A 5,326-nucleotide genomic window follows, 5' to 3' on the forward strand; every position below is an offset into this window, starting at 1 on the left:
CAGCTATGTCAGGTTTCATCAATGACCCCAACCTCCAAGGTCAAGCAGTTACGAGTATTCGGACTTATCTGAGCGAAGTTCACGGCACGTTCTTGCAGACATTAATCAATCTGATGAATGATTACTCTGCTAGTCTCTTGCTTTATAAGGATGGTTATTATAACATAGACAGCAACAACCATGCAGAGTTGCCTGAGAATACCTTTACGACGTTACAGTCTGACTTGAAGACGTCACGAGATCATCTGAAAAGTCAGATTGAATTATTAAATACCGCCAGGTCCAAAATATCTGATTTGGTATCTTACTCCGGAAGCAGTCACACCAAAACCATCCAGCATTATAACTTTATTATTAATGATATTAAGACCTTAGATGAGTCAATCAAGCAATATGAGAGTAACCATGCTAGTCATGATTTGTCAGCTTTTAAAGAGTTGCTCGCCTCAACCAAAGCGCTCTTGATGGAGTATAGTAATCGCCCAAGGGTAGTAGCAACCTATCAATCCGGAGATATTGGTCGTTTAACTAACATTGAGCGTTTTGCGACAGCTTATCAAGCTGTGGAACAACACCTTACCAATAACGCGGAACGCTTACAAGCTGCCCAAGAACGAGATCAAGCACGATTTGAAGCCTTGGCAGCGGAAGAGCGAAACAAACAGGGCTGGATAGACTTGGCTTTAGGTGCGGTCACCATTGCAGTAGGTCTTGCGGCTATTGTTGCAACAGCAGGCGCTGCGACCCCTTTGGTTGTAGGTGCAGGCATTGTGGCAGGAACAGGCACTGTCGCCTATGGTGCTTCCAATGTGACAGAAGCAGGACAAGATATTTACCTAGGCTACAAAGGTGATGGTAAAACCTTAGCCATCAACCCCATCCGAGATACCCTCTTCATGGGAAATGACAAACTATACCATCAAGTAGGAGGGCTCTTTACAACCACCAGTGCGGTGATGATACCCATCGGACAAACACAGAGTGTGACTAAAGGCCTGGCTGAGTTTGCGATAGGTGAAGTAGGCGGTTTTGTCGGAGGTCAGGCAGGCTATCACGGTACCAAACTTCTAGGAGGAAGCGAAGCTGATGCCGAGCGTGCAACTTTTGTAGGCAGTATCCTAGGTGGTTTTGCGGCATCGTCTGCGGCGAGCAAGTTTAGTTTGAATGATGTAGTTGCGCCGAAGACAACTTTATTTATGGATGAGATGAGTCCTGAAGATGCACATAGGTATGCGGCTTGGAATGACTTAAGGGAAGCTGGTATTGACCAAAAGGTTATTAATGAAATTATCTTAACAAATAAAGGCTTAAGACCAAATCCAAGGACATATCTCTCACCAGAATATATGAATAGACATCTTTCGCAATTTGATGATGGTATCTCTATTATCCAGACTGATTTTGCATATTCAAGATTTACAGAATCAAATGGATTTGTCGGAGTTCCTGACGATAATACTTTATTTGTTTTGCCTAAAAAATATGCTGATGAAATTGCTTTGCAATCTGAGGGTGATTTGACTGTTTGGGAAGAAGCTTTAGGATTTAAAAAAGGTTATTTTTCGAACAGCGGAGGATTAGTCAAAATAGATGTTACAGATGTTGATGACTTAAACTTACGTATTCCTGATGGTAATGAATTTGGTGCAAATGAACTCTGGCAACCGGGTGGAAGAACGTATCCAGGGTACACATTAGAGGCTGTTACAGATGTTATACCAAATGAATTAACAACAGTTACAAGATTGGAGTAAAAAATGGAAAATAAAGCGTTTGATGCTTTTCAAAATGGAAATTTATTGAAGTTGCTTCGAGGAGATTATCCGTATAATTATCTAGTTTATTCAAATATGAATAATGTTATTCCTACAAATATCGAGGAAGTTGTATCAGATATCTTTAAAGTTTATGAATTAAACTCTGAAGTTTATTATGAGTTAAAAGAGTTATTATCTAACATGACAGTGCAGTCTGCTTCGGATTATTATTTGGTATGGCAATACGTGGAGTATATTTTATATAGAGAATCGAAAGGAACTGCTCCGTTTTCTATTATTGATAATGAGCTTGTTAGCAAAATGCAATTAGGAGCAAGAAAATTTTACAATCAATTACAATCAGAGATAGTATTTAATAATGGTTTGGAGAAACAAGAGCCTTGGAAAAGTATTGAAAGTAGTAATCGATTTATTAAAAACAAATTTAATCTTTCAATTCTAGAATAAAGAGGGGGATGCCGGAAGATGTCTTTACCACCTTACAAACTGATTTGAGGACGTCACGAGATCATCTGAAAAGTCAGATTGAATTATTAAATACCGCCAGGTCCAAAATATCTGATTTGGTATCTTACTCCGGAAGCAGTCACACCAAAACCATCCAGCATTATAACTTTATTATTAATGATATTAAGACCTTAGATGAGTCAATCAAGCAATATGAGAGTAACCATGCTAGTCATGATTTGTCAGCTTTTAAAGAGTTGCTCGCCTCAACAAAGGCGCTCTTGGCGGAGTATAGTAATCGCCCAAGGGTAGTAGCAACCTATCAATCCGGAGATATTGGTCGTTTTACTAACATTGAGCGTTTTGCGACAGCTTATCAAGCTGTGGAACAACACCTTACCAATAACGCAGAACGCTTACAAGCTGCCCAAGAACGAGATCAAGCACGATTTGAAGCCTTGGCAGCGGAAGAGAGAAGTAAGCAGGGTTGGATAGACTTGGCTTTAGGTGCAGTTACTATTGCAGTAGGTCTTGCGGCTATTGTAGCAACAGCAGGTGCTGCGACCCCTTTGGTTGTAGGTGCAGGCGTTGTGGCAGGAACAGGCACAATCGCCTATGGGGCTTCCAATGTGGCAGAAGCAGGACAAGATATTTACCTAGGCTACAAAGGTGATGGTAAAACCTTAGCCATCAACCCCATCCGAGATACCCTCTTCATGGGAAATGACAAACTATACCATCAAGTAGGAGGGCTCTTTACAACCACCAGTGCCGTGATGATCCCCATCGGACAAACACAGAGTGTGACTAAAGGCCTGGCTGAGTTTGCGATAGGCGAAGTAGGAGGTTTTGTCGGAGGTCAGGTAGGCTATCACGGAACAAAACTGCTTGGAGGCAGTGAAGCCGATGCGCAACGAGCCAACTTAGTCGGAAGCATCTTAGGAGGCTATGCGGCATCGTCTGCGGCAAGCAAGTTTAGTTTGAATAATGTGGGTGGAATAAAATTAAAGCAGTCAACCTATTCTACAGATGAATTGATTGACTATTATGATAAAGTACACAATAACTTGACCCCGTCTGAAATTGAAGCATTAAGAATATATTCAAGTAACGATTACACATATATAAACAACTATATGCGTGGTTTTAGAGATGATCTGGGACCGGTCTCAAGAGAAACAATTGATGGTATCTATTCAGCTCTAAATAAAATGGAGATACCGCAAGATATGACACTTTATCGAGGAACAGATGTATCACCCTTTGAAGAGATGTTAAAAGAAAAAGTCACAGGCGGTTATGATTGGCAATCTCTAGTTGGGAAAACTTACACAGACCCAGCTTTTCTAAGTACTTCTATAGAACAATCTGCCTCTTTTGCTTCGACAGGAGGAAATAATATTTTGTGGGAAATAACAGCACCTAAAGGAACTCCAGGAGGTATGCTAAATCAAATTAGTTTATTTCCAAATGAAATGGAGATGCTCTTAAATTCAAATACAACTTTATTAATTAATGAAGTAATGGAAACGAGCAGTGGTATTACTGTTAGAATGAATGTTGTCAGATAAGGAGGTAGTGTATGCGACTATATGAAAAATGGGCAGAAGATTCAAAACAGATTGGATTATACAATAGAAAACAACAAGCACAAGCTGTCATCTATGGGTTAGCCATTGGTGATGCCATTGGAGTTCCATTTGAATTTCGAGAACGAGATACTTACACTGTTAAAGACATGGTAGGATATGGAACTTATAATCTCCCAGCTGGGACTTGGTCAGATGATACATCTTTAACATTGGCTCTGATGGAACATCTATCTGAAAAATCAAAATTAAGTGATTTAATGGATAAATTTGCGGCTTATCGCAATGGCTATTTGACCCCATACGGTGATTGTTTTGATATCGGAATTGCGACAAATCAAGCTATTGAGCGTTATCTTGCAGGAAATTCGCCAGAGGAATCTGGAGGGAGTGGAGAGCGAGATAATGGTAATGGTGCATTAATGAGAATATCGCCCCTGGCACTCATCTTACGACGTGAATTCAACTTTTTAGCTAAAGTGGAATGCATAGAATCATATACAAAAATTACTCATCGACATCCGAGAGCTATTGTTGGTTCAATTCTATATATTCAAATACTTATTGGTCTATTGTTAAATAATAGTTTATCTGAATCTCTGAGTGGGGCTAATAGTTTATTTCTCGACCACCTTTCAAAAAATACAGTATACCTCAAAGAATTTGAGGAAAATTACCAAAATATATTTAGTGAAAATTTCTTTGAAACTACTCGAGAGAATATTTTTTCTACAGGCTATGTGGTTGATACATTAAAAGCAGCTATTTGGAGCGTTGGCACAACAGATAGTTTTGATGAAGCAGTTCTTAAAGCTGTTAACTTAGGGGGAGATACAGATACTATTGGGGCAATCACTGGAACACTAGCTGGTGCTCTGTATAAAATTGAAAGTATACCAGAAGAATGGATACAGAAACTTGCTAATAAATCATTGATAGATGAAAAAATAAAAGAATTTCTTACCTATTTTCAAGTAAAATAGTATCAAAAAATGGGAGTTTTAAACAAAAAATTATTATTATTCTAGTTCTTATTTGTGTAAAATGAGTTTTAGCAGAGTTTTTGTTCTGCTTTTTCACAAGCTATGGGCTATAAAATCAAATTCGACGATATCACCTCTCTCCAGATAAGCACCCAGACAACCATTGGTTCATGGGGTGAGTCTGTTTCTAGTCTGAACACAGCTATGTCAGGTTTCATCAACGATCCCAACCTCCAAGGTCAAGCATTTACGAGTATTCGGACTTATCTGAGCGAAGTTCACGGCACGTTCTTGCAGACATTAATCAATCTGAGGAATGATTACTCCGCTAGTCTCTTGCTTTATAAGGATGGTTATTATAACATAGACAGCAACAACCATGCAGAGTTGCCAGAGAATACTTTTACGACGTTACAGTCTGACTTGAAGACGTCACGAGATCATCTGAAAAGTCAGATTGAATTATTAAATACCGCCAGGTCCAAAATATCTGATTTGGTATCTTACTCTGGAAGCAGTCACACCAAAA

The 5,326-nt window shown here is 39.3% G+C and carries 5 protein-coding genes; all 5 read left to right on the top strand.

The annotated features are described in order from the left end of the window. On the top strand, nucleotides 1-1,754 hold a 1,754-nt coding region (locus J5566_RS10260; protein WP_244229030.1), incomplete at its 5' end, for a T7SS effector LXG polymorphic toxin. Between the two features lie 3 nt (nucleotides 1,755-1,757). Beyond that, the gene (locus J5566_RS10265; RefSeq protein WP_208563168.1) at nucleotides 1,758-2,225 is read left to right on the top strand and encodes a hypothetical protein; all 468 of its coding nucleotides are present in this window, start codon (nucleotides 1,758-1,760) and stop codon (nucleotides 2,223-2,225) included. 8 nt (nucleotides 2,226-2,233) lie between these two features. Beyond that, nucleotides 2,234-3,796, top strand: coding sequence for an ADP-ribosyltransferase (locus J5566_RS10270; RefSeq protein ID WP_208563169.1), 1,563 nt, complete (start codon nucleotides 2,234-2,236; stop codon nucleotides 3,794-3,796). An 11-nt stretch (nucleotides 3,797-3,807) separates the two neighbouring features. Further along, nucleotides 3,808-4,797 (top strand): ADP-ribosylglycohydrolase family protein, encoded by a 990-nt coding sequence (locus J5566_RS10275; RefSeq protein ID WP_208563170.1) that lies wholly within the window; start codon nucleotides 3,808-3,810, stop codon nucleotides 4,795-4,797. A gap of 102 nt (nucleotides 4,798-4,899) precedes the next feature. Beyond that, a partial coding sequence (locus J5566_RS10280; protein WP_244229031.1) for a T7SS effector LXG polymorphic toxin occupies nucleotides 4,900-5,326 on the top strand: 427 nt, incomplete at its 3' end.

This window comes from Streptococcus suis (genome assembly GCF_017601095.1).
In the GTDB taxonomy this organism is placed as follows: Bacteria; Bacillota; Bacilli; order Lactobacillales; family Streptococcaceae; genus Streptococcus; species Streptococcus suis_Z.